The organism is Natrinema sp. LN54, from assembly GCF_052439245.1.
Classification (GTDB): domain Archaea; phylum Halobacteriota; class Halobacteria; order Halobacteriales; family Natrialbaceae; genus Natrinema; species Natrinema versiforme_A.
Genome location: NZ_JBQVRP010000008.1, coordinates 103,785 through 128,687 on the forward strand (window position 1 = coordinate 103,785; position 24,903 = coordinate 128,687).

26 protein-coding genes and 4 pseudogenes are annotated in these 24,903 nt (G+C 56.1%); 20 read left to right on the forward strand and 10 right to left on the reverse strand.

What is annotated here, in order from left to right:
• The first annotated feature begins 49 nt into the window (after nt 1-49).
• Genes ACT4ML_RS19915 through ACT4ML_RS19925 form a run of 3 tightly spaced genes read left to right on the forward strand, consistent with a single transcriptional unit; the run spans nt 50 to nt 2,880 of the window.
• Nucleotides 50-1,015, forward strand: coding sequence for a dihydrodipicolinate synthase family protein (locus ACT4ML_RS19915; RefSeq protein WP_444722416.1), 966 nt, complete (start codon nt 50-52; stop codon nt 1,013-1,015).
• Nucleotides 1,012-1,974, forward strand: a complete 963-nt coding sequence (locus tag ACT4ML_RS19920) for an LLM class flavin-dependent oxidoreductase (RefSeq protein ID WP_444722417.1) — start codon at nt 1,012-1,014, stop codon at nt 1,972-1,974. Before ACT4ML_RS19915 ends, ACT4ML_RS19920 begins: the two co-directional genes overlap by 4 nt.
• 3 nt (nt 1,975-1,977) lie before the next feature.
• On the forward strand, nt 1,978-2,880 hold the full coding sequence (locus ACT4ML_RS19925) for an EamA family transporter (protein WP_444722418.1): 903 nt from the start codon (nt 1,978-1,980) through the stop codon (nt 2,878-2,880).
• Between the two features lie 167 nt (nt 2,881-3,047).
• Here ACT4ML_RS19925 and ACT4ML_RS19930 read toward each other — a convergent pair whose 3' ends face one another.
• Nucleotides 3,048-3,287, reverse strand: coding sequence for a hypothetical protein (locus tag ACT4ML_RS19930; protein WP_444722419.1), 240 nt, complete (start codon nt 3,285-3,287; stop codon nt 3,048-3,050).
• Nucleotides 3,288-3,527: 240 nt separating this feature from the next.
• Here ACT4ML_RS19930 and ACT4ML_RS19935 point away from each other — a divergent pair, with 240 nt between their 5' ends.
• Nucleotides 3,528-4,466 carry a DUF955 domain-containing protein gene (locus ACT4ML_RS19935; RefSeq protein WP_444722420.1) on the forward strand — a complete coding sequence of 313 codons (939 nt, stop codon included), beginning with the start codon at nt 3,528-3,530 and terminating at the stop codon, nt 4,464-4,466.
• The gene (locus tag ACT4ML_RS19940) at nt 4,459-4,689 is read left to right on the forward strand and encodes a HalOD1 output domain-containing protein (RefSeq protein ID WP_444722421.1); all 231 of its coding nucleotides are present in this window, start codon (nt 4,459-4,461) and stop codon (nt 4,687-4,689) included. Before ACT4ML_RS19935 ends, ACT4ML_RS19940 begins: the two co-directional genes overlap by 8 nt.
• A gap of 540 nt (nt 4,690-5,229) precedes the next feature.
• On the opposite strand, the gene ACT4ML_RS19945 is transcribed toward ACT4ML_RS19940, so the two are convergent.
• Nucleotides 5,230-5,499, reverse strand: a complete 270-nt coding sequence (locus tag ACT4ML_RS19945; protein ID WP_444722422.1) for a hypothetical protein — start codon at nt 5,497-5,499, stop codon at nt 5,230-5,232.
• Between the two features lie 195 nt (nt 5,500-5,694).
• Nucleotides 5,695-6,453, reverse strand: coding sequence for a TrkA C-terminal domain-containing protein (locus ACT4ML_RS19950; protein WP_444722423.1), 759 nt, complete (start codon nt 6,451-6,453; stop codon nt 5,695-5,697).
• A 232-nt stretch (nt 6,454-6,685) separates the two neighbouring features.
• On the opposite strand from ACT4ML_RS19950, the gene ACT4ML_RS19955 reads away from it, so the two are divergent.
• Both ACT4ML_RS19955 and ACT4ML_RS19960 read left to right on the forward strand, forming a co-directional pair.
• Nucleotides 6,686-7,246, forward strand: coding sequence for a hypothetical protein (locus ACT4ML_RS19955; RefSeq protein ID WP_006185500.1), 561 nt, complete (start codon nt 6,686-6,688; stop codon nt 7,244-7,246).
• Between the two features lie 468 nt (nt 7,247-7,714).
• The gene (locus ACT4ML_RS19960) at nt 7,715-7,894 is read left to right on the forward strand and encodes a hypothetical protein (RefSeq protein ID WP_006185501.1); all 180 of its coding nucleotides are present in this window, start codon (nt 7,715-7,717) and stop codon (nt 7,892-7,894) included.
• A 154-nt stretch (nt 7,895-8,048) separates the two neighbouring features.
• On the opposite strand, the gene ACT4ML_RS19965 is transcribed toward ACT4ML_RS19960, so the two are convergent.
• Nucleotides 8,049-9,695, reverse strand: a complete 1,647-nt coding sequence (locus ACT4ML_RS19965) for an MBL fold metallo-hydrolase (RefSeq protein ID WP_444722424.1) — start codon at nt 9,693-9,695, stop codon at nt 8,049-8,051.
• 779 nt (nt 9,696-10,474) lie between these two features.
• On the opposite strand from ACT4ML_RS19965, the gene ACT4ML_RS19970 reads away from it, so the two are divergent.
• The 3 genes and pseudogenes from ACT4ML_RS19970 (at nt 10,475) to ACT4ML_RS19980 (ending at nt 14,403) form a co-directional block, all read left to right on the forward strand.
• Nucleotides 10,475-11,776: a hypothetical protein gene (locus ACT4ML_RS19970; RefSeq protein WP_444722425.1), complete on the forward strand. Its 1,302-nt coding sequence runs from the start codon at nt 10,475-10,477 to the stop codon at nt 11,774-11,776.
• Nucleotides 11,773-13,227 (forward strand): hypothetical protein, encoded by a 1,455-nt coding sequence (locus tag ACT4ML_RS19975; protein ID WP_444722426.1) that lies wholly within the window; start codon nt 11,773-11,775, stop codon nt 13,225-13,227. Before ACT4ML_RS19970 ends, ACT4ML_RS19975 begins: the two co-directional genes overlap by 4 nt.
• Before the next feature lie 312 nt (nt 13,228-13,539).
• Nucleotides 13,540-14,403, forward strand: a pseudogene (locus ACT4ML_RS19980) (DNA-binding protein).
• A 136-nt stretch (nt 14,404-14,539) separates the two neighbouring features.
• On the opposite strand, the gene ACT4ML_RS19985 reads toward ACT4ML_RS19980, so the two are convergent.
• Nucleotides 14,540-14,971, reverse strand: a complete 432-nt coding sequence (locus tag ACT4ML_RS19985) for a group I intron-associated PD-(D/E)XK endonuclease (RefSeq protein WP_444722427.1) — start codon at nt 14,969-14,971, stop codon at nt 14,540-14,542.
• Between the two features lie 212 nt (nt 14,972-15,183).
• On the opposite strand from ACT4ML_RS19985, the pseudogene ACT4ML_RS19990 reads away from it, so the two are divergent.
• From ACT4ML_RS19990 to ACT4ML_RS20005, 4 genes and pseudogenes are all read left to right on the forward strand, one after another.
• Nucleotides 15,184-16,109: pseudogene (locus tag ACT4ML_RS19990) on the forward strand (transcription initiation factor IIB).
• A 94-nt stretch (nt 16,110-16,203) separates the two neighbouring features.
• Complete coding sequence (locus ACT4ML_RS19995) at nt 16,204-17,085, forward strand: biosurfactant protein 1 (protein ID WP_444722455.1); 882 nt, start codon at nt 16,204-16,206, stop codon at nt 17,083-17,085.
• A 138-nt stretch (nt 17,086-17,223) separates the two neighbouring features.
• A complete protein-coding gene (locus ACT4ML_RS20000; protein WP_310894397.1) occupies nt 17,224-17,412 on the forward strand; it encodes a hypothetical protein in 189 nt (62 codons plus the stop codon).
• 91 nt (nt 17,413-17,503) lie between these two features.
• Nucleotides 17,504-17,884, forward strand: a complete 381-nt coding sequence (locus tag ACT4ML_RS20005) for a hypothetical protein (protein ID WP_444722428.1) — start codon at nt 17,504-17,506, stop codon at nt 17,882-17,884.
• 138 nt (nt 17,885-18,022) lie between these two features.
• Here the strand turns inward: ACT4ML_RS20005 and ACT4ML_RS20010 are convergent, their stop codons facing one another.
• Entirely contained in the window at nt 18,023-18,790 is a 768-nt protein-coding gene (locus ACT4ML_RS20010) for a DUF1889 family protein (protein ID WP_089649930.1), read from the reverse strand.
• A 106-nt stretch (nt 18,791-18,896) separates the two neighbouring features.
• Between ACT4ML_RS20010 and ACT4ML_RS20015 the strand changes: the two genes are divergently transcribed.
• Entirely contained in the window at nt 18,897-19,736 is an 840-nt protein-coding gene (locus ACT4ML_RS20015; protein WP_137783371.1) for a hypothetical protein, read from the forward strand.
• Between the two features lie 6 nt (nt 19,737-19,742).
• Here ACT4ML_RS20015 and ACT4ML_RS20020 read toward each other — a convergent pair whose 3' ends face one another.
• Nucleotides 19,743-20,060: a hypothetical protein gene (locus tag ACT4ML_RS20020; RefSeq protein WP_173862854.1), complete on the reverse strand. Its 318-nt coding sequence runs from the start codon at nt 20,058-20,060 to the stop codon at nt 19,743-19,745.
• A 181-nt stretch (nt 20,061-20,241) separates the two neighbouring features.
• On the opposite strand from ACT4ML_RS20020, the gene ACT4ML_RS20025 reads away from it, so the two are divergent.
• The 5 genes and pseudogenes from ACT4ML_RS20025 (at nt 20,242) to ACT4ML_RS20045 (ending at nt 22,828) form a co-directional block, all read left to right on the forward strand.
• Entirely contained in the window at nt 20,242-20,904 is a 663-nt protein-coding gene (locus ACT4ML_RS20025; RefSeq protein WP_444722429.1) for a DUF6735 family protein, read from the forward strand.
• Between the two features lie 74 nt (nt 20,905-20,978).
• Entirely contained in the window at nt 20,979-21,395 is a 417-nt protein-coding gene (locus ACT4ML_RS20030) for a hypothetical protein (protein WP_444722430.1), read from the forward strand.
• A gap of 104 nt (nt 21,396-21,499) precedes the next feature.
• Nucleotides 21,500-21,991, forward strand: coding sequence for a hypothetical protein (locus ACT4ML_RS20035; RefSeq protein WP_444722431.1), 492 nt, complete (start codon nt 21,500-21,502; stop codon nt 21,989-21,991).
• A gap of 3 nt (nt 21,992-21,994) precedes the next feature.
• Nucleotides 21,995-22,360 (forward strand): DUF7568 family protein, encoded by a 366-nt coding sequence (locus tag ACT4ML_RS20040; protein WP_444722432.1) that lies wholly within the window; start codon nt 21,995-21,997, stop codon nt 22,358-22,360.
• Nucleotides 22,361-22,433: 73 nt separating this feature from the next.
• Nucleotides 22,434-22,828 (forward strand): annotated as a pseudogene (locus ACT4ML_RS20045) (DUF7567 family protein).
• Nucleotides 22,829-22,913: 85 nt separating this feature from the next.
• Here ACT4ML_RS20045 and ACT4ML_RS20050 read toward each other — a convergent pair.
• From ACT4ML_RS20050 to ACT4ML_RS20060, 3 genes and pseudogenes are all read right to left on the reverse strand, one after another.
• Nucleotides 22,914-23,585: pseudogene (locus ACT4ML_RS20050) on the reverse strand (IS4 family transposase); the annotation flags it as partial.
• Between the two features lie 114 nt (nt 23,586-23,699).
• The gene (locus ACT4ML_RS20055) at nt 23,700-24,449 is read right to left on the reverse strand and encodes a CBS domain-containing protein (RefSeq protein ID WP_444722433.1); all 750 of its coding nucleotides are present in this window, start codon (nt 24,447-24,449) and stop codon (nt 23,700-23,702) included.
• The gene (locus tag ACT4ML_RS20060) at nt 24,416-24,901 is read right to left on the reverse strand and encodes a site-2 protease family protein (protein WP_444722434.1); all 486 of its coding nucleotides are present in this window, start codon (nt 24,899-24,901) and stop codon (nt 24,416-24,418) included. Before ACT4ML_RS20060 ends, ACT4ML_RS20055 begins: the two co-directional genes overlap by 34 nt.
• Nucleotides 24,902-24,903: the final 2 nt, after the last annotated feature.

Sequence of the window (24,903 nt, forward strand, 5' to 3'; positions counted from 1 at the left end):
AGTACAGTTCACGTAGAAACTCCCGCGAAACACGCAATCCAACGATACAATGACAGCAAACACGGCAGATTCGAACGGCATCGAGAATGAAGTCGAACTCAACGGCGTCTTCGTCCCTCACGTGACGCCGCTCACATCAGAGGGCGACATTGACGAGCAGAGCCTCCGACAACTGATCAGGTACTTCAACGATGTTGAAGGTCTTGGTGGTCTCATCTCGTGTACACGCGTTGGCGAAGGGCCAGTGCTAACATTCGAGGAGAAGCGTCGCGTCTTCGAAATCGTCACGGAGGAGATCGACGACGACATACCGTATGTCGGTACAATCGCTCCACGGTCGACCGACGAAGCAGTCGAAAAGGCCATCGGTGCCAAGGAGGCAGGTGTCGACGCGGTAATGGTGATTCCACCTCTACTCTTCGCTTGGGGGAACACCTCGCCGGAGATGCGCTATCGCTTCTTCGAGGAGCTCGATGAACGTGCCGGTGTACCTATCGTTCTCTTCCAAGTGCCCATCGAGTCATACTGGTACGAGCCGGAGACACTCGGGCGGATCTCCCAACTCGAATCCGTCATCGGGATCAAAGAGGCTAGCTTCAATGTTAGTCTCTTCACCGACGTGGTTCACACGCTCAAGAACGACGGCGGCGAGATAGACATCCTCTCTGGAAATGACCGATTCCTTGCTCAGTCGTTCATGCTCGGCATTGACGGTGCACTAGTCGGTGTCGCCAACGTACTTCCTGAAAGATGGGTCGAAATGTACGACCTCGCCCAGCAGCATCGCTACGACGAGGCGCTTGCGATCCAAGAAGAGTTACTCGAAGTCAAAGAACTGTTATTCAGACAGCCTATCGTCACAGCGACCTCGCGGATCAAATACTGCCTGAAGCTTCAAGGGATCATCGAGGACGATTACGTCCGTGGTCCGCAACCAGTCGTTGCCGACGACGAACGGACTGATCTGCGCGAACAACTGATTGTTCACGGTGCACTCGAGGCTCAGAAACAATGAAGTTCGGCCTACGTCCAATGGAGGGAGGCAGCGATTTCACGCCGACGCTCGAGCAGATCGAGGCTGCTGAGGAACTCGGTTTCGACTCAGTCTGGTTTGCTGAACATTATACACCGGACGAACAATGGTGGCCAACATCGTTGCTCAACCTTGCAGCGGTCGCCAGCCGTACGACCGAGATTGAACTCGGTTCTAACATTATCGTGGCACCGTTTTACAATCCGGTCTGGCTAGCCAACGCGGTCGCAATGCTCGATGTCATTAGCGAGGGACGGTTCACCTGTGGACTCGGCGTTGGCTACGACCCAACTGAGTTCGATGCTTTCGGTGTCTCGCTTGATGATCGAGTCGGTCGAACGATTGAGACGACAATCCTTCTGAAGAAGCTCTGGACACAGGACCGAATCTCATTCGATGGAAAGCACTTTTCCGTCGACGATTACGGGATCGCTCCCCAGCCCCAGCAGGACCCACGACCAGAGATCTGGTACGGCGTTTGGGGGGACTATTTGCTCGAGCAGGCGGCCAAACGCGCCGACGCTTGGATACCAGGCGCTGTCGCCAGCCGCGAAGTTCTTGAAGAGAAACAAGCGCTCTATGACGATCATCTAGAAGGTTCACCGGAGTCACGTCCGCTGCTCCGAGATATCGTCATTGGTGAAACACGCACGAAAGCGATGGAGCACGCAAAAGATCATCTCGACGAGAAGTACCAGATATATGCCGGACGAGGACACCAGTTCTTTGAGGACTACGAGGCTGATAAGTTCGAGGAGTTTGCCCGTGAGCGTATAATCGTCGGGACCCCAGAAGAGTGCATTGAAGAGATCAAAACCTATCGGGATACCCTTGATCTTGACCACATGATCTTCCGGTTTACGTATCCAGACATGGATACTGAGGAGACAATGGAAACAATGGAAACAATCGCAACAGAGGTACTACCTGCGTTCGACTGATAAATGGTAGCCGCATTCGTCGGGATTGGGCTTGCTATGGCGGGAGCGGTATTTCTTGCCATGCAAGCCCTGTTCATCCGTATCGGTACCGATGAAGGCGGCGTCGTTAATGCACTGCTTGTGGTACTAGCAAGCAATATCCTGTTTGTGGTTGTCCCAGCCGCGATCTACTACTATCCCACCTATCAGGTGACAGCCTTCTCATTATTCGTCTTCGTCGCAGCAGGCATCACCGGAACAGTTCTTGCGCGGTCGTTATATTATCTAAGCATTGAGCGAATTGGCGCTAGTCGGACCGAGCCAATTAAATCGTCTCAACCACTGCACGCGACGATCATAGCGATCTTCGTACTCTCGGAGACAGTAACATTTGAACATTTGATCGGCATAGTGTTGATAACTACTGGAATAATACTCATTTCGTTCGAGATAACTAGTGGTGAGCGTGAAATTAGCGAATCATCATCTATAACAGTTCTCCTATTACCGTTAACATCTGCGTTTTTCTTTGGTATTGAGCCTACCTTTGTCAAACTCGGATTCCAAGAGGGAACTCCCGTCTACGTTGGGTTGGCAATTAAGGTTGCCACAGCGAGTATTGGTTTCCTTGGGTACCTCTGGTTTGTCGACCGACTACCAACACCCAGATCAGTGCTACGTACCTCTGGTCGCTGGTATATCGCAGCGGGTCTTGTGAATACAGGTTTTCTTTATGCTTATTATATGGCGCTGGAGCGCACGGCTGTCTCAATTGTTGTTCCAATCGTCCAAACGAGTCCACTGCTCGTCGCGTTCATCGCCTATCTTATGCTCTCACACCGAGAGCGAGTAACGATGAAGACAATGGCCGCTGCAGTTGTTGTTGTAGTTGGTGCCATTATTATCACACTCTACAGTTCTATATGATCGGCGTTGTGGAAACAGGCCAATCGGTCGGGCCACCACTGTTCTCCTATTATTTAGAGGAGGATGTCGTAGAACTCTTCCCACGGTGTTGATTACGTCTACTTCGATGGTAATTGGAAGATAAGTAGGGATGGAGATTGGTCGCTACTCCAAAGGTATGGTAAGAGTCAGACGGTGTTATGCCAGTAATCGGTGGCGCGGTACAGGAGATACAGGACAGCGTTAAGCACACCAGTTACAGCAAAAACCTGCCCGAGTTGCTCGAAGGGCAGTCCAAGATCACTTACTCCGTATGTGAACACCGCAGAGATAACTCCCCAAATGATGAGGATGGCCGCAATACGTGCGCCGTCTTCGATATATGACGATACCGCTTGTGGCTGAGGAATGGAGGGCTTATCAGACATATCGGCATTTTTATAACTTCACTGACAAATACCTAACGAACTTGATAGACTAGTGTGGTGCCTGTTCCCGTCGATAAGTGCTTCACCTGTACATAACGTGATTTTCGTGCGACCTTCTGAATAAAGAAACCGTGCTACTAGCTACTGTAATGGGGCCGCTCAAGCGCACCCTCGAGTGTGTTTTTCTTCCCCTGAAGGGGTGAGGGGCGTTCCAGAATGGAGCGTCCGTCGTCACAAACGATGACTCCGAGTGACTATTCGCAGGTGTCCTTCGACGATTCGGACACCAGACGTGAGGAGATGCAGAGCACGATGGAAGCGTGGGTCGAAGACCTCGTCGACGAGGTCGACGACGCAGTCTCGAGCGACGAATTTCAGCGGTGGCTCGAGGTGCAGAGCCGCTTTCACGACTATTCACATCGAAATACGCTGCTGATCACTCGCCAGTATCCAAATGCGACCCGGGTCGCCGGCTATCGGACGTGGCAAAACGAATTCGACCGTCATGTGAAAGAAGGCGAAAGTGCAATCTGGATCTGGGCACCGATCATCGCGAAGCAGTGCCCCGAGTGTGAGAACTCACCGTCGTACCACGATCAAAGCGATTGCGAATACGATGAGACACCGCCCGAGGAGTGGTCGAAAGGGCTTGTCGGCTTTCGACCAGCACCAGTCTTCGATATTTCCCAAACTGAGGGGGAGTCACTACCCAACCTCGAGACCGAAGCGACTGGAACCGCCGATGAGCTACTGCCAGCGCTGCTCGAGGCAGCCTCGTCGCTCACTGTGGATGTGGCGGTCGTCTCCCGAGACGACTGGCCTCACGGTAATGCCAAGGGCGTCTGTCAGTATCGATCGCCTGCAGAACGGCCTCTCGTCGAAGCACGTGACCGTGAGAACAGCGCCGATCTCGCTGTGACGCTTGTCCACGAGTACGCTCACGCGCTGTTACACAGTGGCGTCGACGACGAGACTGAACGGTCGAAACGTGAACTCGAGGCGGAGGCAGTCGGCTACATCGTTGGACGATACTTCGGACTCGATACGAGCGGTTCGGCGTTCTACCTCGCTGCGTGGCAGGGCGAAAAGTCCGAAGTGATCTTCGACCGTCTCGAGCGGATCAGTTCGACCGCTGCAGAGATCATCGATGTCGTCGACGAGGCGATCCCAAATGAGTGACCAGGAACTCCTCTTCGAAATCGTCGACACGCTCGCAACGGCAGGTCTTGATCGTGATGAGTACCAACTCCACCGGGTAATCGATGTCGAAGCACTCGAGCAACTCGTGAACTCGGCCGACTCACACGCTGGGCTCGAGATCAGATTCACAGTTGGTGAGTTTCAGCTCTGCGTGACGCAGTCCGATGTGCGGATTCTTACTTCAACAGAAGAAGACAGTTGAGTGGCTTTTCCTCTTCAGCAGTGGAACGGATCGGTAGCGATCAGTGGCAGGTACTCTGCAGTCGCTATAATGCTTATCGATCAGCGTCAGAGAACGGAATAGACACCACTTCTATATGTTCACTTAGCCTCGTTCACTCTATCGACGATGAATGATCAGGGAAGTACAGAGGAAGTATCTATCCACTGTACCGAATGCGGAGCAGTCTATCCCGCGTTTCGGCTTCCTGATGGGACAGTGACGCGGGCCAGCAACAGGCCATCTTGCCGGTGTGGAAGCGATTCATTTGTTGAATTGAAGAGTGAGGACTGAGCAGTCTGCTACCTGTCTCTATCACTACAGCCGAATGCTATATTCCCGGATTCCCGTACCCAATTATGAGCCCTCGGCTTCAGTTCTCAGTTGGACTCTTGACTAGGGCAGGTTGTTTTTGCTGTCAGAACCGACACCAGTCTGGGTACTATTGAATTTGAACGACCGAGTGGAATATCTGGCACCAGCTATCCTCTGGAGTGTACAGTCACACCCAAAATTGTGTATTTACACGTGAGTTTCTGACGAAGTCACACGGAGTTCCCCATCAACCGAATAGACGTATCCCCGCTCAAGCAGTCGGGTGAGTGCGTGGTCTGCGTCCTCAGGCTCGAGAGATAGATCGCTATTATTGAGAAGAACCGTGAGGGCTTCCTCTCGAGGGACCGACTGGACATCTTCCTCATCGACTGGGTTGAAACAAGAATCACAGAGGACATCGTACACGTCCACGATCCACTCCGGCAGCGGCGGCCGCGGATCAGTAAGATTGTTCATTGCACATTCGGTATCATGGTCATCGGTAGTGAACGGCTTAAAAATACCCCCACAGCAACTGGGAGCCTACCGCTGTAAGACGCCTCGTGAATTCAAGACAGAGTCGATAAGACCGTACATGGAGGTGCCACAGAACAATTCGCATGGGGTTCCGTTCGATCTATTTGGACTGAACTGGCTGTTCACTACAGGTGCTTACTGATCGATGATTTGTTCTTGTTCAGAGAGGATGTTTTCGTGTTCGTCACGCGCCTCCTCGTGTGCCTCAACGTCCCCTTCGTCTCGGTCTGAGAGTTCCTGTAATCGATCTTCTTTTCCATAGAGGACAACGGTATCTCCCGGTTGAATCTCTGTATCAGGACCGGGGGCACCAATATAGTCACCATTTCGCTCAATCCCGAGCAGGATTACTCCTTCGTCAGAGAGATTCAAGCCTCTGGCTGTATCATTTGCCAACCATTCGTCTTCGTTGATCTCAACTTCGGCGACGCGATATTCACTCTGCAGACCGAGTACCTTCGTGTAATCTTGGATGGCAAGATCCGTCGTCTGGTCAAGTGCCCATTCGATAATTGGCGTCACTGCTCGATTCAATAGTCGGCTTCGAGCGAGAAGAATAATCCAGACAACGCCACCAATAACGTAGATGAAGGTAAGAAAGTCCTCGCCCTCGGCGTTGATGAACGATAGAAGGACCGACGCAAGCGCACTCACAACCCCGATGCTTCCGATTCGGATGAGCCAGATGACAATCGTTCGTCTGCTCGACTCCGAGACTGTAAACTCTGCTTCTTCGGTTGTGTACCCCGCTCCCGAAAATGCTGATGCTGCCTGAAATGTGGCCACGTCCGATGAGAGACCAGTCATTCGAAGTGCAATCGCTCCGATTCGAACCACTAGTAGTGCGAGGCCAAAGATGATGAAAACGGACAGGATTTGATTGGTCGCCACCATGAGATTGAGTCCCACAGAGAACTGCAAAAAAGACGGGGTCTTCATTACGGGATCGCTATATGAGCAGACTGTACTGACCGCTTGTCGGGTAGTCACAGAATAGATCTGCGAGCCGTTCTCTGACTTCCTCTCAGACGTTCGAATCAGACTGGCTCCTCCACTACGTGCCGGTCTACAGGTATTTTTTCGCGCCTGACGGGTGAGGCGCTCTCACCTTTGCCTCAAGGTTGCTATGAGTACAGATCAGCCGATCCACCGAGAACAGCACCACGAGCGACACGAGTACAGCGATACCAGTGATCGGGAACAACACTATTCTGGAGACACTGCTCAACAAAACGGACATGAGCTCATCGCGATCGACGAGTGGCTCCCAGGCAGGGAGCCAACACCCTATGACTTGGAACTCACTGACGGTTACGAGTACCGAACGCGCTACTGGCGCTGTCGGAACTGTGGTCAGGAACGAAACCATCGCGACGAGTTTCGAAATCAGTGCGAGACGCCAGTACCACTGACCCCACTCGAGGCGGAAGGGTACTCGATCGAGGATCCGCGAACCCGGCGTGCATTAACTGAGGAGATGGACGTCCGGTTTGCCAAGGTGGGCTCAACCTACGAGGTCGTCAGTGAGAACGGGAACACATACGAGCTCGACATCGAGGCAGAGACCTGTAGCTGCCCAGACTTCAAACAACGCCAGCCAAAGAGTGGCTGTAAGCATCTTCGACGTGTCGATCTCGAGATTCGAACTGGACTCGTTCCTGCTCTAGATGGAACATTCATTCGATAAGAGAGAGGACTCGCTTATTCGAGGTTATTTATCTCCCTTAGAGTGGTGCAGGGGACGCGAACAAAGTCCACTGTACGATGTATGGAATCCAGATTCACAGCAATAGCGTCCGGCAGAGCTGAGACGATTCAATTCATGAAACAAGGTATCGCCAGATGACCGACCGCGACGAGTGCCGAGTACCGACCTGTACGAGACTCGCCCGTGAACAGGCAGGGTACGGCCGGTTCTGTTCAAAGCGGTGTGAGCCCGCTATGAGCACCTCCAAACGGACGCTCGAGAGACTGCTCAGGAGGATGGAATCAGAGGATAGGCCAGAACAGAGAGTCACCGATGACAAGCAGGTTCCTCTCGACGATATTCACGAGGCGATCCTGTCAGTATACCCCATCCCTCTCTTCTACAAATGCTCCAGTCAAGCACCGATAGTCCTGAGGTTTATCAGAGAAGCCGCACCCAACATCGGCGATGCCTCTCACCGATCGACAGGAGGATCTCCTCGTCGCAGTTGCACTGACCGAGTTCAGTGTTCACTATGAGAACGCTGATCCCGAACTCGCTGAACAGGCGTGGCAGCTTGCAGCGAACCGTCTCGTCGAGTACGACATCGGGCCTGCCGAGGCCGTCGATACACTCGAGATAGGGTAGACGCGATCTGATTCTCTTCTCGAGAAATCTGTAAAAGTGCCCGGCAAGGTGGGTATCAATCGTCGCCAGCGAAATTTGGATACTGCCAGGGAGGAGAGTGGGTGGAGTGGCCATGTCGCGCGGTGGAAGCCGACAGTGACTATGTGATACCGTACTAGTCGTCGCTCGGTTCTGTTTTGATCGTTACGTCGACTACGTCACCAGCTTCGACATCGGCGGTCTCGAGGAGTTCCAAGACCTGTGTGTCCGCACCATCGCTCAACACACGGGCAGAAACCGTTTCCTCGGATCGTTCGAGTGTCGTTTCGATCGTCTCAAGACGGGCGAGGACGTCTTCCTCGAATGATCGATCGTGCTGTCGGTCGTCCTCGTCACTTTCAGCTGGTTTCGAACCGTCATTCTCAGGATCGGTACCGGAATATGGGTCCTCGATAGTTCCTGAAAACGTCTCCTCGAGGGCATCGAGATCGACACCTTCTGCCTCGAGATTGATCGATCCATGTCGACAGCGAGAGAGTGGGGCGTCGATCTCGAGTGACTGTTCTTGGATCGCTTCCCACTGTCGGCTTTGAATTCGACTTGCAGTCGAGTCGGTGATCCAATCGGGGACCTGCCAGTTGCCGTTCTCGTAGAGACAGTGGATCCCTGTATCGTTCGTTCCCCACGTAAAACAGCGATCGAAGCGCTGCTGAAATTTCTTGAGCCTACGGCCGCTCGCGTGCTTGATGACGACCTCTTTCGGAGCGATGTCGTGGACAATGTCGGTGATCGTCTCGCTACTGGGATGGTTCGACAGTGAAAACGCCTGTGTGGTACAGCGGGTGTCTGCTGGGTCGACCTCGTCTCCCGTCGTCAATTGAACGAACGCAGCAGCAGGATCGTCCCCGATCGCTTGCCGGAGTCGCTGTGTACTGCCGGTCGTCGGCATCTCGGGTCCGGCAATCGTGATCCCGCCATCTGCCAGTACCTCGTTCGTCTGATCGAAGACCGCTATCGGTTCGACCCCAGACACATCGTACTCGAGGCTGTCATAGAGTTTCGCAGCCTGACCAACGAGCGTGATCGGAACCTCGCGCTCAAGGATTTCCGTACAGTGACCCAGCAGTGTTGCGTAGTGAACGCCCGTCAACGAACTCGCTGCGACGACCACTCGTGAGCCAGCATACGCGTGCTCGAGGGTCGACTGAATTGACTCATTCAGTGACGTCGTGTAGGAATCGTTGCTCGCGACGTTTAGCAACAGACAGTCGATATCGAACGGGTACGACGTTGCCAGCCCCGGAAATCCTGCACACGATCGCGTCGTGAAGTCGCCCGAAATAAGAATGTGCTGCTCGCCGTGTAGGGGGTCGTCAGTCGCAGTCTCATCGTGAAACCGGACCAAGAACCCTGCCCCACCAGGTGTGTGGCCAGCGGCAATCGGCCGGACCTCGAGTCCATTGAGAATCGATGTCCAGTCGGCGATCGGTTCGAGCGCGTCGAGAGCGGCAGAGACATCCCCGAGATCGTTGTCCTGTGTGGCCTCCGGCAGGGCCTGCTCGAGGATCGCGGCAGTCGTGTCTGCAGTATAGATCGGGGCACTGTGTCGAACGTTCGTTGCGAGCGTGCGATAGTGATCGATATGCGGGTGTGTGAGTAAGATCGCGTTCAGATACTCATCGTCTGCGAGTAGTGTGTCGAGATTGACGCCATCTCCTGCGTCGACGAGAATACAGGTACGCGTGTCATCCGCGGCTGTAAACCGCAGCAGCGTCGATTCGTTGCCGCTGTTAATATTCGCATGTTGATAGGAGATACGCATGCTTTTTATATACATTAATCACAGACCTGCATAAAGGCAGAGGATCTTCTTCCGAAAGTGTCACCCGGATCACGCGGTCACCGTCAGTAGCATTGAACCGACTGGTGAGAGGAGGACGGTTGAATCAGACATTTTCACAGCTGAATTGACACACGAACTCCAGTGGGCTTCGTCGCATTCTTAACCAACACAATGGTCGTAAGCGCAAGATTGTTGGTTAACACTCGAGGGGGAGCGATAAACGGGAATGGATTACCTACGAACAATCCACGAGTGAGATTGTCTATCTGTCCGCCGATAGGACAGGCTGGGAGACTGAGTCGTTCGCAACAGAAACGTTGCATACACCGACCTATGATGAGAGTGAGGCTCGAGTGATTACGACGGTCGAACCGCCCTACAAATGAACCTCCCTAGGGATCACTAAGCCTCGGCACTCGCCCTCCTTTTCAGTAGTATTTTGAAGCCTCTATAGGGAGTCCTGTATAGCGGTGTCACGTTTCCGCTGTTTGGGGAGCACCGGGTAACTCTGACACCGCCATTTCTCATATGGTCGAATTCGAGGAGCAGTTCTGACTGAGAACTTTGTTTACAGAAAGGAGACTTTCTGCTATTCCCAGTGAGATTTATCAGCGCCGCGAAGGACTGAGGTGGGCTCGAGAGCGTGCTTAGCCACCTTTCTTTTCGCTTACACTGGGCGCAAAACCGTCAGCAAAACACGACACGCTATCGTATGGCCGACATGCTTATATGTTGATTGTTAAAATGAAACAGGTTGTATGGACGTCCCGACCGTCTCAGACGTGGAAGACATCGAACTCTACGACCGGCTTGAACATCGGTCACCCGAAGTACTCTGCCGGGTTTTTAATCACTTCTACTTTGAGAACGTCGCGGACCATTGCGACCCAGACGAATACGATCCAAAGGGCTGGCGACGCCTTTTAGCAGATGCCCTGCCTGAGGAGACGCGAACCTGGCTGCAGACTTATGACCAGATCGTAAACGAGAACGTTGATCGCGTCCATGCGGTCGCACATCTTAACGAGACGTACGACGTACCTGAAGAGAGGCGGGATCCGGACACACTGTATGAACTGGCGATTTTAATACACGAACTCGGAGTCGAAGAGCAGCTACCACAGTTCATCGTTTCTGCGCGGATCAAACAGAACGAGATGAAACGAACATGGGTCCTCAGCGAGGAGATTCCATTATCAAATCTCTCTGAGAAGATCGATTCGTTTCATGAGTCGTGGAACCGGCGGGAGAACCGAACGAAAGCAGTCCTCGTCCAGCAGGAACTTTCAGACGAGTCTGTAGCGTCACTCCAGATATTCGCGGAGAAAGGAGCGGGCGTAACTGAAGAACTCACCTTCGAGTTCCGAGAAGGAGGGCAAGGCAGTGACACCGAAATTCCAGAGCGACCGGAACTCTCGACGGTACGCTATCGGGAACTCAAACAAATTCGGATTTTGTTAAAAGTCGAGTCGGGTAGAACACTCGTCGTTTTTACGGACGAGCATAGACGCGGGTGGACCGGTGTCCTCAATGGATTTTTCGAACACACCTTTGGTATCGAATCGATCACGAGCACGATAGATAAGCAGACCGTCACTGAGGCAACCGAGCTCCGTAAAGAGGCGCATGAATCGGTCGATATTGACGACAACCCCATTGAGAAGATGACAGGGTTGATCAACGACCGTTCGGAAGCCGCCCTTGATGCAGTAGATAATTCACCACACGGAGCTGAGCGGAAACAGCGACTCAAGACCAAAATCCAAAATATCGAGCTCTCTGGCTCCGAAATCGAAGATGATCCCAATCTTGGCACCGAAGAGTTCCGATTGATTGGTAGAACGAATCTTGATGAAGTGTTCAAACAGGTAGATATTGAAGACGGGTTTTTCCAGTTTCTCGACCGGGCAAGCAACGAAAGTCTGGCACTGGTTCTGAATGTCGATGGACGACACGTCGCTGCCCGTAAAACAGGTCCTCAATCGATTGATGGCTCTCGGCTTGGCTCAGAGACACAACTTGCGCTCACGTATTTCTTCGACCAGGAGGGGGTACTGTGAACGAAGAAACAGTCAAAGCGCTTGAGTCAGTCATTGATGGACGAGGGAGCGACGGTCGGTACACAGACGAGAATCTCCCAGAACCCCTTGCAGGAACAGAATTCGTTACTGCGAGCGAAGAACTCCCCAACAGATGCCAGCGAGACGAATGTCGAATAAGCTGCCAAGTAGTCGAACGGAACGGCAGAGAGATTCGGATGGAATGTCGACGCGAAGAATATCCCCACACATTCACTATCAGTAGTGCTAAATACACTTTCTATGATATCGAATTCGATTCTCTCCTCCGGATTGTCGCCGACCACATCGGAGAGGCTATCGGCCAAGTAGCGTTTGATCTGCCACGCCGAGTTACTGCAATAACCGATTCTGGTTTGCGGCTCACAATGCCAGTCGCTCCGGCTCGTTTTGAGCGAGAAGTGATGGAGATTTACGCGGAGGCGCTCCGAGACGACCAGCCAACACTGTTACTCACAACAGAAGGTAAGCTAGAGGACCTTCTTGAGCTCGCCTCACTGTTTTCGACAGGGAGTCTCGTCTACGCAACACCACTCTCTGCCTTAGCAGAGACGTCGGGACATCTGTCAACGATGACCGAGACAGCTCAAGCGATTCAAGCAATGGAACAGGAGTTCGTTGATGAGCGATACGACGAAGCTGGTGATCTCGTCCACCGGGTGAATATGAACCCGCGATACATTCTCACGGAACTCAATCATATGCGATTGCTCCGGAAGACAGGACATCTCTCGGGTGGTGATCGTTTAGAGACAGTTGCTGAACTCGTCTTCTCACACTTGTTCTCGACATATCCAGGGGAAGGCGGAGAGGACAATAGTGGCCAGAGCGTCCCTGATAACCTGTTCCATGTTCCAGTCCTCGATTCGAGTAAGTACTCAAAATCGATTCTTGGCGTCGTCGACGCTAAATCCGCAGATCGTGCAAAATTCGGTCGAGAGGAAGCCCGTGGTAAACATGACGAGTACCTTGAACGGGCAGAACGAGAATCAATCAACACCGACCAGGTCGCACATGCGTTTATCATATTGGAGTTCAAAGGTCAACAGGAAATCGAGTTTTTCGATAAGATGGACGAGTTCTACGATGAAGATACTCACCTCGTGATCTTTACCGCCGATGGGCTTGCGATGCTTATGGCAGCATATCTCGCAGCGACTGTCGCAAACGAATTGGAACTTATTCGAGGCGACTTTCGTGCAGCAATCTACCCGCTGTTCGAGCCAACAGCGTTCAGAGACGCCGGTCTGGGCCGTGTTGAACGGGAAGTCGGTCAGTTGCAAGAGGATTACCGTGACAGATACCTCCAGCGGTCGGACCTCTTGATCGTCCACCGTAGTGTGGTAAAGAAGCAGTTACAACGCTGTCTGGCGTCTGAAAAAGAAATCGAGCCAATCTTCGAGCGGTATTTCGCTGAAATGCCGCTTATTTGAATTAAGAACATAGGATATATTTTCATATAGTGGTATAAAATAATATGGGAATTGAAGCTGGCTGACACGTCGATGTGGACAGAGTGAAACCCTTGCCCGCTCGCCGCTGCCGCCCTCCGGGTCGCTCGCGACCGACCATTCCGGGCGTGCGGGCGCTCTCCGCACCGCCCGCGCCCATTCCGGGCTAAAATGAATCTGGTCTTGACGCCAGCGCATTCCCCGTTCGCCGCGACGGACGTGGAATGCGCTGGCCGCTCGCTCCGGGCGGGGTCGGCGCGTGAGCGCCTTCAGTGGTACCATGGAGAGATATCAATACCCAGTAACAACGCTAGCGGAAAGGTCGTTTCGGTCGATGACAAGCATTCGAGAAAGCGGGCGGTCAGGCGGTCGATGAAGACGGCTTCCCGGTCGTCGACGAGACGCCGGAGTTCGAGGCCGCGGTCAAGCAGGAGACGCAGGCCAAGGTCGATGCGAACCACCCGGACGGGATCGCAGACACGAGCAAGGACCGGATTCACGGCGTTACCCTCGAACAGGAGGAGCGCATTCAGGCGCGGGAAGCCGAACTGGAGCGCATCAGTGCCCAGGCCGAGCTGGGAACCCAGGACGGTCGCGAGCAGCGCACGCGAGAGGTCGTCAGCGAGCAGTGTGGTCGTGACGAGCCGGTGCCGGCAGCGCACGGATCCCCGAGAGAAGCTGACGCAAGAGGAACTCGCGGCGGTCAACAAGCAGGCGATGCGGATCAGCGACGAAGTGCAGGGCGGCTGGTCAAGAGCGGTCGTCGCGAAGCAGCTGGCCGAGAAAGTGCAGCGCGGTCGGGACGTCACGAAGGCGGTGCTGGAGACCCTCGAGGAGTTGAAGGCGACGTCGGGGGCGATCGTGCCCATCGCGGACGTGTCGGACGTCCCGGTCGGTGAGGTCACGGTAGAATGCACAGTGAGCGAACTCTGGGATCCTAGTTCCCCAGCAATCGCCCAAGTCGGACTCATCGAAGACGAAAATGGGCGCACGAAATTCACGATTTGGGAACGCTCGAATCAGCCCGTGGTGCGTGAAGGGCAGACGGTCAGGTTCCGGGCGGCAGCCAAGAGCTGGTACGAAGGCCGGTGCTCAATTGCGCTGACTGGCTGGTCGGATATCCACTTCCCAGAGCGCGGCCGCTGGTGGGAAGCATAGCCTGCTGACGTAGTCTTCTTTTCTTATGAGCCGGACCGACCCAAACCCCGCCACCCCACCCTCCGCTTCGTGCTCGCTCCCTACGGTTGCTGCGCGCGCAGCCACAACCTCAATACAGACTAGCCAGCGAATGACATTACTGAGAGGCGGGGTCCTCTTGAATTTCGAGGAGAGCTTCATCTAGCGAGAATTCTCCGGGCAGGTTCGCCCGTTCCCGATGCCAATCACTAGGCATTTCCTCGGGAGGATTGAAATTCACACGTTGCGTTTTTTCCATTTTGTGAGCAGGCACGTATATCGCCGTACCTTCTTCGTGGATGGCACCAGCGAATATGTCGACGGTACCATCAGGATACCGTTCTGGGTCAATTTCCAGTTCGTATCGATAGTTATCATACTCGCTCGCGGTCTTTACCTGGACTCGTAACAGCCCCCACTCAACGTCGATTATCAGGTCGTATTTTTGCTCGTGACCATGGGGATAAGCTACACCATGCCCGTTTCGAAGGATATCTGCGGCGACTAAGGCTTCGGACGCATCACCCCGCCAACCTCGTTCCATATCCATACTAACCCTCTAGTGGTACTACTACAGGAAAGTACGTCTGATTTGTCCCGGCTTCGATGAAGTGACTGCGCCATTCTATTGTAGAGGACTACAATACCGTAATTCAAGCCGATAAATCGCAGGCGATGCGACAGTCCTGCACAGAGTCTATTGTCCCCTCAATAGGTGAGGGGCTCGCTGTACTGGCAGATTCCCGAAACACGGTGAGAACGATGGCAACTAGAGACATCTACGAAACTGGCTTCGACGAGGATGTCCAGACGGACTCGAACACCAACCAATGCCCCGAGTGCGACGGCCGGGTCACCACGAACACGGTCGAAACGGTCTGCGAGGACTGTGGCCTGATCATCGACGACAGCGTGTCGATCACGGGCCGGAGTGGCGGACGTACGACGACGAGGAGTGCGAGCGAACGGGCGTCCCACTCACTGCGGCCCGTCACGATCGTGGCCTGTCGACGGAAATCGGTCGCGGCACCGACGCGAAGGGGAACGAGATCTCTGGACAGAAGCGACGGCGACTCGCTCGGATGCGCCGTGAGCAGACCCGGGGCCGCTGGCGGTCGAAAGCAGAACGGAACCTCGCACACGGGCTAGGCGAAGTGTGCAGGCTGGCGAGTGCCCTCGAACTCTCCGATTCGGACCGGGACCAGGCGTGTCAGCTCTTCCGGAGGGCCCAGAACGAGGATCTGCTTCGTGGCAGATCCATCGAGGCGATCGCCGCGGCCAGCGTCTACGGGGCCTGCCGGTGCAACGGCCGCTCGCGGTTAGTGGACGACGTCAGCGAGATGGCCCGCGTCGCGGAGTCACGGGTCACGAACGCGTACAAAACGTTGAACGAGGAGTTGGGACTCCCTGCCGAGCCCGTCTCCCCTAGCATGTTCGTACCGCGACTCGCCTCGGACCTCGAGTGTCCGGACGAGATCCGGCAGCGGGCCCGAACCCTCGCAGAGCAGGCCGAGGAGCGCGGCGTCACGACGGGCGTCCATCCGGCCGGATTCGCAGCGGCCTGCCTCTACAAGGCCGGTCGCGAGGAGGGCCGATGGTTGACGCAATCCGAGGCCGCGGACGTAGCGAACGCCTCGAAGGCGACTGTTCGGGCACACCGGGATACGTTGGAGGAACGGGTCGCCTGAGGCAGTCCACTGTCTCTCCGTCTGTACTGCACATCGTTCTATCCACGCTACGATTTAAACACGAAGGCGAGCCATGTTCTCTGTAGACTGCTCTATGAACGGTCGTTACTCCGACTTTGAGGAACTGCGGCCGACTGGCGAGGCGTCCCACATTCCGGACACGAGGCTGGACGACGGCTGTGAGGGTGCCCCCCGGCGGCAACGCGTCGCGACGAGCTCTGGTGGCTACCCTGATGCGCCGACGGTAACCGACGGCGAGTGCCGGTCCTGTGGGGCGTCAGTCCCAGACGGCCAGACGAAATGCCGGTTCTGTCTCACTAACCATCTCGGGAGTGACGCCACTAGCACGAACGAGACAGCGTCGACGACGTGCCTCGGCATCGTCCACCTGGTCGTCGAGTCGACCACGTTCTATGGCGCCGTCGCGAAGGGCGGCGCCGCGGCGAACCTCCTCTCTGCCAACGAGGCGGAGCCGGCCGTCGACGACTACACGCTCATCTACGATCTCGACGAGGCGCCGGCGCGCCAGCTGGCCGAGCAATGGCCCTCACTTCCCGACGCGGTACAGGTGTCGTCAGCGGAGGGAGAGCGGCTTCTCAGTGCCGCCCGTGACCGGACTGGGTGGCACGGGCAGGAAGCGTCGGAGCGTCAGGAGCAGGCCCCGACGCGGCTCTACGACCAGCGTGGGGACGGCATCCGCGGCGCGTCGCGTCTCGACGCGGTCCTCGACGACGCCGACGACGCGGTGTGGCTGGTTCCAGCGATAGCGCTGACCGAATCCACTGGCGAGGCTGCGGCTGATCACCAGGAGTCGTCGGTACCGACGACGCAGGAACTCGAGTGTCAAACCTGTGGACGGGCGACCGACCATCGGTTCAAGACCCACGAGTCGGTCCCGGATGCGGCGTGGACGGGGCAACCGATCTGGGAGTGTCGGGTGTGTGGCTCGGCTCGCTATGGATCCAGTCTCGAGTAGCCCCAGTGCTGGGCGTCGATTAACCAACAGCTTGCGAGTACCGTCGAGGTTCGTTGGTTAATGCCGCCAGCTCCTGCAAGCCCGACGCCAGTCTCGATGGCGAGTCTTTCCGCGCCGGCGAGCGATGAGGCGCTTCCGATGGAGCAAGAGTTCAAACAGGGCTACCGGATGCATCGTATACTCAGCAATCTCAACCGACTCGACATCGACCGGTTGGACGAGGCGGATCGAGAGCGAGTCAAGACCGCGAGAGACCTCCTGGAGGAGGTGAGCCTTCTCACGCGGCCGGGCGACGGAGCCGGGGCGGACGCCCACGCAGATTCCTAACTGGCGTCTCCGGCCACGCCTCGGGAGGCAACTCTCGCGTCGGTTTATCGCCCCCGACAGGGGTGCGGGGGCGACCCCGTGAGGTCCAGACATGGCGACACTACAAGCTGCGACGACGTCGACCGGCGCGATTGTATCGGATCCGCAGGCAGTCCGCGAGCTCTGTGAGAGCTACTGCTTCGGGACGCTCGACTGGGAGGTGACCGAAGACGGAGAGTCCACCATCTGGGGGTACGACGACTTCGAGGTGTACGAGGCGCGGGAGAACAGCCTGCCGGACTACGAAGGCGGGATCGTGACCCACGAATTCCTGCGAGAGCTCGCCGACCACCTCGAAGCCGACGAAGAGTTCGATATCCAGACGGCGGGGTTCACCAAGTGCCGCTTCCCAGTCCTGGCCAAGCGGTACGTCGTTCGCGACGGCGAAGTCCTCCAAGCGGACCTCAGTTCCCCCGACCCGATCGACGAGTAGCAGTAGTTTCCGATACTGTTTCTTTATTTAGAGTGAGAGCTGAAACAGCTGGTCAGTACAGAGCATAGATGCATCAGAGCGGTCACTACAGGGACGTGAGCAAACGGAGTGAAAACGATCTCCGGCAGTTATATTGGATTAATTGACATTTGCGGCGTCTTTCCACTGGTTCATAATGTCGTTGCTAAGACGGCCAGAGTCGTACTGGAAGCGTTTCCCCGTTTGGACGCCTTCGGCGACCTCTTTTACGTCATCGGCATAATCCGGGTCCCAGCCTTTTTCAGCGACTAACCAGGCTCTGATTGCTTCAGGATCGAAGCTGATGCCGTTGCTATGGAGGGTTTTGAAGATCTCGATACAGGTAGCACGATCTGACGAATGCGTGATCCCAGTCGAGGTGTTGACCAATGCATCGAGCGTGTCGACAGCTTCCTTGGCGACCGGATTATCGATTTCTGGTGCATCGCCACTCGCATCTGATTGGAGTGCTGACGCGCCCCAGGTATCGATCCAGAACTGGACGGTGTCCTTCGACCAAGGCACGACGAGCACATCGGTCACACCATACATTCCGTCAATCTTGTCCAGCAGGTCTTTGTCTGGGTAGATAGCAAGGACAGGACCGCTTTGCCACCCCGATGGATCAATCCGTTTCGTCATCAGCTGGATCTCTGCTTCACCGACGCCGACCGGCTTCTTTTTATTCAACGCCTTTGCTGCCTGGTCACCGATCACAGTAGATACGACACCGTCCAGCTGCTTTTTCGTGTTTACTGCCAAGACAGCATCTCGTTTCTCTTCATGCTGCTCACCGAGCTGTTGCACCCACGCGAAGGCCAGTTCGACAGCCTCCTCATTTGGCCCCTCGGAATCGATGAACCAAGATGTCCTGTCGTTTTGACTCATAATTCGGTACTTCTCAGCAACTCTTGAAAAATCAGGTGGGTATGTCTGATTGAGGCTGCTCTCCTACGACTTATAATACTGGTCTGTGAATACTTGCAGTGATAGGATGTCGGTTGGGCAGTACGTGACTGAGCGGTTCATCGGGAAGCTCATCCTTGCCTGGCTTGCTGCCTTGATTCTCGCAGGGATCGGAACCGTCTATACACCTTTTTCGCTCGTGGAGATTGCTGGTGTGATCGGTATGTTAGGCACTCTGGGTATTCTAGCGATCCAAGTCCACAACACGTCGAACAATAGAGTCGAGCCGGAGGACGCTGGCGAGTACGTGGACGGGACTGATCGGTCCGATACCAGTGACGATGTGGTGAATGGGGATGGAGATGGGGCATCGACGGAGCATGACGTAGGTGCGACAGAGGGGCTATCGGCGACCGAGCGGCGGGTCCAGAATGAATTGATCCGTGAGTCATATCGTAGGTTTACAGAGCAGCCGTTTACGTTCTGGCCGAGTCCACAAGGTGAACGGCTACGCAGCTATCTCAACGATGAATTCGAGGACGTTGATGAGGACGTGATCGATAAGGTGTGGCGGTTCTCAAAGGATGATGGGTTCTTCAAGCGGCGGCCAGGGAAGCGGTCACTGACGATTACACCGACGACGCTGTGGCGAGCAAAAGAGTTGGGTGAGGAACTCTTGTTGGATGACGCGGTTCAGGATGAAATCCTGGACGTGTTACTCCAGTCATACCGATCGGATCCTACCTATCCACGGGTTGATCGTGACGAGTTGATTGAGGCAGTGGGCCGGTCGTCAGACGTCGTGGATCATAACCTCTGGTTGCTCCGAGAGAAAGGATACGTCGAGACACAAGCCTACATCAATTCGAGTGACGGCGGGTACAGTGAGGCGGAGATCACCAAGCTCGGGCGGCAGGTCAGTCAGTAACCCACTTCAGTTGAATTGACGTTCAAGGAACCGCTGAGCCGCAGTCTGAGACATAACTTCCCACGATGGGAAATCCGTGTGCTCGTCGACATAGGTATCGAACTCATCCTCCGGGATGGCCTCGAAATCGTCCTCGTCCTCAACATCCCATTGACTTGCCTCAAGCAACGCTTCGAAAGAGTCGAATTCTGTGTACAGCTGCATGAACTCCTCTGTGAACAATTGCTCGAACGGGATCTCATTCTGCTCGTTCATCCGGAGCCCTGACTGCTCCTCTAACGCCTTCTCTATGTTCTTCTTGAACTCGCCGGCGTCAATATCCATACACGCATTTACACTGACTTCGTTCAAATAACTAAGCAATTCTACTTACCGATTTAGCCGCCCCGATTTCACTACTCATCCCGAATAAAGAAGCCTCGATAACAACTACTGGTAGCGTTGTTCGTCCCCCGAGAGGGGTGCGGGGCGATCCAGTCGCGGTCGCCCCGGAGGTGATTGCTCGATGGGACACCGCGCACTCGTTGCGTACGAACGCACAGACGGACAGTACACGCTCCACTACAGCCATTGGGGTGCAGCAAACCTCAAGCTCAAGCACCGAATCTCGGCTGAGTCGCCGTTCGGTGGCGACGACACCGACTCCAAGTGGGCGAAACAGCTGCTGGCGGAACTGGCCGATGGCCTCGAGGCAGATGCCGTCGACGGCTACCTCGCCGGCGAGGCTCGACCGTCGACGGTCGTCGAGCCGAAGCCCCGCGCTACCGGGCTCACCCTCGACGAGATCGTCGCTGATCACCTCGACTACCTCCACCACGAGGCGTTCTTCGTGGTGTCGACGACGTTCGAGGTGACCGCCTACCGGACGCTGTGGTTCGGGCTACAGTACGACTCGGAGACAGTCGAACAGGGAGAGACGGTCGGAAACGGTGCGCTCACGACGGTGCGCTGGTACGACGGCGAGCCGGTCGGCGACGGCCACCTGCAGGGACAGTTCGCGGCCCTCAAAGACGTCGTCGGCGACATGATCGACAAGGGCGTCTTCACGCCATCGACGGCGAGACAGTATCTGAAACGGAAGCTCGCTGAGCGGGTCGGGGATCGACAGGAGCTGCTCATTCCGACCGGAGAGTCACCCTTCGAGAAGGCGAGTCTGAACCACTCCTAGTTCGATCTGCTTCGTGGCAGCTGCTGTTTTTCAGGGGTCGGAATGGGTGAGCCCCGCCGTAGGCTCGTGATTCGATGACCTCAGAGGACGACCCGTTTCACGACTGCGAGTTGGATCCCGAGGCGATCCTCGGGACACACACCTTCGAAGACGTCCTGTTCACCGACGAGACGGAAACCCCGGTGAACGTGCTCACCGGCGAGACGCCGGCACATTCGCGAGCGACAGTCGAGGAAGCGAAGGAGTTCGCTGCGAGTATCGACACGGAGACGCCCCAGATCGCGCTCCCCGCATCCGTCGAGTCGCAGGTCGAAACACAGAGCAAGCCCTACACGGCAGCCGCATTCTTCCACTTCAAGGCAACTGGCTCGCTCGCACGCCACCGTGCTTACTACGCCGCCTACGAGTCGGACGCGTTCGCGGTCGACTTCGAGGCAGACTACGAATCGGGCGACCTGACTATCACTGTCGAACGAGCGGACGAGGCCTGAGAATCCGCCGTCACGAGGTGAGTTTTTCGAGCGCCGGCGATGGGTGCCGGCGCAGCTGGGGCGAGCAACAACCCCCGGTGCGTCGGCGTTTCGAGGTGTTCGAGATGCATATGGTGATTTACGCACTGGTAGAGGCATCGACGCACGACGACGCGCTGGCCACCGGAAAGTCGGTGTTCGACCGACTGGTCGGCGCGGACCCACACGCCGGCGCCGTCTTCGACTACTATGTGACCTTCGACGAGGAGGACACGTCCGTTGCGGGGAAGGCACGATGGGGGAAGTTGCCGACGGCAGCCCCCGTCGATTCTGATGACGGCCAGGATCTCCTCGAGCGTGGCTGGGAGGCGACGAAGGAAGAGTTCGAGCGTAATCTCGATCGGGTGAAGGAGGCCATCGACGAGCTCTCCGACGAGGAGATCATGCGCGACGAGGACCTCGCCCGGCACGCCTTCCACCAGGTCGGTGCGTACGACGGCCCGACGATCTTCCTGTATACCGAACACGGAACCGGCATTCGCCACCGAGGACAGCTGGATCGACTCCTCGAGGAGAGTGAAGAGCTCTGGATCGTGCCCGCTGACGTCCACTTCTAACCAATGCCTCGCATCACCAACTGGCGACGCGAGAGCCGCTCGCCGACGCTTGCGTATCGGAACACCGAGACCGGTGCGCGAGCCGTCCTGCATCGAGCCCCGGATTCCTACCGGTACAAGTGGCGCGGAGCAATCATCGTCGACGGCTACCCGGTCTGGTCGCGGGGATACGAGACGAAGGACGCGACGTCATTCCGTGACGAACTCCGGGAGCGGCCCGCGCCGGACCTCAGCTGTCCGGAATGTCCGAACAACGACGTTCGCGTCGGCGAGAAGGCAGCAGACGGGGCGAAAGTCCAGCGGTGGTATGACTGCCCCAACTGTGGGTACGAAGCCCCCTCACGTATCATCTACGGCGCCGAACGGTGAGTGGGTGAGCGCTGGGCGCTGTTTTTCGGCCGGGCACGAGGTGGTGGCCCGGTACGACCGGGTGAGTCAACCAATGAGTCTCGAAGTACTTGACCGACACAGCGAGGCACTGTTCGAGTTCCTCTGGTGTCCCGTCTGCGGGCAGGAGGTCTTCACCCACATCCGTTCGAGGGGGTGTTCTGCAAGAACTGCAACACCCAGGTCGAACTCCAGGAATCCCGCGAGACACGCGGCTACGAGGAGGCCGTGCTCGCCTGCTTCGATTCAAGCACGACCTGGAACCTCCACGTCGACGAGAAACTGCGGCGCGACCTGCCTGATGGGTCGGCGCGCGTGAAAATCCTCGGCGCACCGAAGGCCTATGAGGTCGACTGGTGGAGTCCAGAGCCGGGGGAGGACTGGGAACCTGTCGAGCGCGGCGAGTTCGACGACGTCGAGGAACCTGACGAGGTAGGGCATTTAGCGTAGGCACTCCCCAGAATTCAGCTCGGTAGTCGATCGGGTGAACTCCGTTGTCGAAGAGGTCGTCTACGCTGTCTCAGCCACTATTCGGTCAATTAGTCCGTCGCGGAATAGTTGTCGTGTCATTCGTCTTTAGATAAGACACACAACCCGATTGCGTAGCGGTAGCAAGTGTCTCTTGCAGGCTCGATTGTTGCGTGTAGATCCTCTGTACCCCTTTGAGCCGTCGTTCCAATAGCGACGATGGCGAGTAATCGAGGTACTCGCCGAATTCGTGGAGGGGAGCTGGGCATTTGACCGGAAGGTCGCCGCCCACCGTTCTGGCAGAAACACGATCTCATCGTCCGTCTGTTCGGTGGCTAGATCCAACAGATCACAACTCACTATCAGCGACAGCAACGGTGCGTACAGCAGGATTTCCACAACATCCGGATTGCTCGTATCGAACTCGTCCAGTTCGTACTGCGTCTGCAGCTCACGGAATAGCAATTCCCTCTCCAATCGACACCGGTAGAGCGTTGCTAGATCCGTCGACAGAAACTCTTCTCGCGTCAGAATTGTGATTACAAATGGTAGTCATCGGTGTCCGCGACAAGGACATCGACGACGCGGAACCGCTTCGTATCCAGCGACCGGGTCCCATTTTACGACCCACGCGTAAACTCGGCTTCAACCTCCACGTCGATGTACGTCCGCGAGAGGTCATCGACTACATCTTGAATCTGCTGCCTTCCAAGAAAATGGCGTAGCCGCGCCATTCCGTGATTCTTGCGACGACGAACGTAGCCTAGACGAACCCGCCAGCGATAGTCGCACCGACGTCGAGAACAGCAAAATACCGCCGCCCACCATACCTCCAACGGCGAACGATATCGCCTCAATCAGCCCGATTTCGTCGGAACTCATGTGACGGTTCTCCGGTGGGAGCCCGCGGAAGGGCGTTATCCAACCTCGCCGAGCCCTGCATCAGCGCGAGAATCTGCAGGAAGTCGTCTCCAGAGACGAGTCCGAGAACCCTCCCTCCGTGTTCGACCAGCACGCAATGTGCGTCGGATTCACCTAGCTTCCGAAACAGCTTGAACGCATCATCGTCGCTGGAGATCGTCGGTGGGTCCTCGGTCATCACGTCATCAACCTTCGTCTCCGGACCGATCATCTCCGGGAGCGTCTGGATGTTCGCGAGCGTGACGACGCCTAGCACCGTCCCGGACTGATCGACGACCACGTATTCGGTTCGGCGGTCGCGCAACATCCGATCAATCAGTGCCTGGACCGATGTTCCGGCACGCACAGTTGGCAGTTCTGGGCGAATCAGATCGCGGACTCGGACACCACTCAGTAATTCCTGCGTCATGACGATCGTCGCCTCGGAGCGAGCAGCGAGGAAGACGAATCCGGCAATCAGCAGCAGCAGAATATCCAGGGTAAAGATACCGACGAGGGCGAGGAGGATCGCCACGACCGTCGCGACTTGCACTGCACGCTGGGTTGCCTCCACGAACGGCCGCGAGCGAGCAAGCAGGGCCCGCAGGATGCGCCCGCCGTCCATTGGGAACGCCGGCAGCAGATTGAACAGCGCCAGCCCCACGTTCGTCAGTCCGAACCAGCCGAAGACAAAGCCGGCCACGGGGCCGACGGTGGCGTCACCTGAAGTAGCACGTATCCGAGAGCGCCGAGCAGCAGGCTCGTGATTGGGGCGGCGATAGCGATCCAGAACTCCTTGCGCCATTCTCTGGGGAGATCCTCGATATGAGCGACTCCACCGAACAGCCACAGCGTGATCGAGCGGATCGTGAGATCATATCGGAGCGCGACCCACGAATGGCCAAGCTCGTGGATTGCGACGCCCACGAACAGACTCACCGCCCCAGCAATTCCTATCAGCCAGGGTGTCGAACCCGACAGCAACGTGTCCGCCGTAATCGACAGTGGCGAGATGGCGTTAATGATCCCCGTCCACGTTTCGATGTACTGGGGACTGGCGAGTTGCCACGCGAGGAACGGGAGAATCACGAGCAGTGAGACGTGAATCTCGATCGGAATGCCCATCACCGTCGCGATCCTGTATTTGCTGCGCATGG

Excerpts from the sequence above, each read along its gene's own strand:
- ACT4ML_RS19955 (WP_006185500.1), top strand. The coding sequence starts at position 6,686 with ATGAGTACAGATCAGCCGATCCACCGAGAACAGCACCACGAGCGACAC.
- ACT4ML_RS20000 (WP_310894397.1), top strand. The coding sequence starts at position 17,224 with ATGGAGCAAGAGTTCAAACAGGGCTACCGGATGCATCGTATACTCAGC.
- ACT4ML_RS20020 (WP_173862854.1), bottom strand. The coding sequence starts at position 20,060 with ATGGATATTGACGCCGGCGAGTTCAAGAAGAACATAGAGAAGGCGTTA.
- ACT4ML_RS20005 (WP_444722428.1), top strand. The coding sequence starts at position 17,504 with ATGGCGACACTACAAGCTGCGACGACGTCGACCGGCGCGATTGTATCG.
- ACT4ML_RS19935 (WP_444722420.1), top strand. The coding sequence starts at position 3,528 with ATGACTCCGAGTGACTATTCGCAGGTGTCCTTCGACGATTCGGACACC.
- ACT4ML_RS20030 (WP_444722430.1), top strand. The coding sequence starts at position 20,979 with ATGACCTCAGAGGACGACCCGTTTCACGACTGCGAGTTGGATCCCGAG.
- ACT4ML_RS19925 (WP_444722418.1), top strand. The coding sequence starts at position 1,978 with ATGGTAGCCGCATTCGTCGGGATTGGGCTTGCTATGGCGGGAGCGGTA.
- ACT4ML_RS19985 (WP_444722427.1), bottom strand. The coding sequence starts at position 14,971 with ATGGATATGGAACGAGGTTGGCGGGGTGATGCGTCCGAAGCCTTAGTC.
- ACT4ML_RS19920 (WP_444722417.1), top strand. The coding sequence starts at position 1,012 with ATGAAGTTCGGCCTACGTCCAATGGAGGGAGGCAGCGATTTCACGCCG.
- ACT4ML_RS19950 (WP_444722423.1), bottom strand. The coding sequence starts at position 6,453 with ATGGTGGCGACCAATCAAATCCTGTCCGTTTTCATCATCTTTGGCCTC.
- ACT4ML_RS19995 (WP_444722455.1), top strand. The coding sequence starts at position 16,204 with ATGAACGGTCGTTACTCCGACTTTGAGGAACTGCGGCCGACTGGCGAG.
- ACT4ML_RS19930 (WP_444722419.1), bottom strand. The coding sequence starts at position 3,287 with ATGTCTGATAAGCCCTCCATTCCTCAGCCACAAGCGGTATCGTCATAT.
- ACT4ML_RS20060 (WP_444722434.1), bottom strand. The coding sequence starts at position 24,901 with ATGCGCAGCAAATACAGGATCGCGACGGTGATGGGCATTCCGATCGAG.
- ACT4ML_RS20025 (WP_444722429.1), top strand. The coding sequence starts at position 20,242 with ATGGGACACCGCGCACTCGTTGCGTACGAACGCACAGACGGACAGTAC.
- ACT4ML_RS19940 (WP_444722421.1), top strand. The coding sequence starts at position 4,459 with ATGAGTGACCAGGAACTCCTCTTCGAAATCGTCGACACGCTCGCAACG.
- ACT4ML_RS19970 (WP_444722425.1), top strand. The coding sequence starts at position 10,475 with ATGGACGTCCCGACCGTCTCAGACGTGGAAGACATCGAACTCTACGAC.
- ACT4ML_RS19915 (WP_444722416.1), top strand. The coding sequence starts at position 50 with ATGACAGCAAACACGGCAGATTCGAACGGCATCGAGAATGAAGTCGAA.
- ACT4ML_RS19960 (WP_006185501.1), top strand. The coding sequence starts at position 7,715 with ATGCCTCTCACCGATCGACAGGAGGATCTCCTCGTCGCAGTTGCACTG.
- ACT4ML_RS20040 (WP_444722432.1), top strand. The coding sequence starts at position 21,995 with ATGCCTCGCATCACCAACTGGCGACGCGAGAGCCGCTCGCCGACGCTT.
- ACT4ML_RS19965 (WP_444722424.1), bottom strand. The coding sequence starts at position 9,695 with ATGCGTATCTCCTATCAACATGCGAATATTAACAGCGGCAACGAATCG.
- ACT4ML_RS19945 (WP_444722422.1), bottom strand. The coding sequence starts at position 5,499 with ATGAACAATCTTACTGATCCGCGGCCGCCGCTGCCGGAGTGGATCGTG.
- ACT4ML_RS20015 (WP_137783371.1), top strand. The coding sequence starts at position 18,897 with ATGTCGGTTGGGCAGTACGTGACTGAGCGGTTCATCGGGAAGCTCATC.
- ACT4ML_RS20035 (WP_444722431.1), top strand. The coding sequence starts at position 21,500 with ATGCATATGGTGATTTACGCACTGGTAGAGGCATCGACGCACGACGAC.
- ACT4ML_RS20010 (WP_089649930.1), bottom strand. The coding sequence starts at position 18,790 with ATGAGTCAAAACGACAGGACATCTTGGTTCATCGATTCCGAGGGGCCA.